A 392-nucleotide genomic window follows, 5' to 3' on the forward strand; every position below is an offset into this window, starting at 1 on the left:
AAATTGTGCCACCGAAAATTCTGGCATAACTACTAACCATTCTTCCTTTGGTGCCTCGTAAGATTTTAATGTCTTATTCACTGTAAACAATCGCAATGCATCGCCATAAGAGAATAAATAATACTCATTTAGACGACGAGCCGTATCCATCATTTCCGGTGTAAACCAAGGTTCACTATCTAATACTTGCACAATATTTCGTAAAGTGAACTCTGGCGGCTCAACTAACTCGTCGTAACCAATAAGAATGCCTTCTTCACGACTATGTCCTAAAGGAATGAGTACGCGCGTACCAGGTAAAACATTACCAAACTTTTCAGGCATTAAATAGCTCAAAGGTTTATGAAGTTGTTTGGCTGGTCTGTTAATTATAACTTGTGCTACGCGCATAC

1 protein-coding gene is annotated in these 392 nt (G+C 39.0%); it reads right to left on the minus strand.

Annotation, left to right across the window (positions count from 1 at the left end; all coding sequences use genetic code 11):
- Window positions 1-390, minus strand: a 390-nt coding sequence (locus tag C5S61_RS03890; RefSeq protein ID WP_205701358.1) for a primosomal protein N' family DNA-binding protein, incomplete at its 3' end; no start/stop codon positions are given.
- Window positions 391-392: the final 2 nt, after the last annotated feature.

Source organism: Herpetosiphon llansteffanensis (assembly GCF_003205875.1).
Lineage (GTDB): Bacteria > Chloroflexota > Chloroflexia > Chloroflexales > Herpetosiphonaceae > Herpetosiphon > Herpetosiphon llansteffanensis.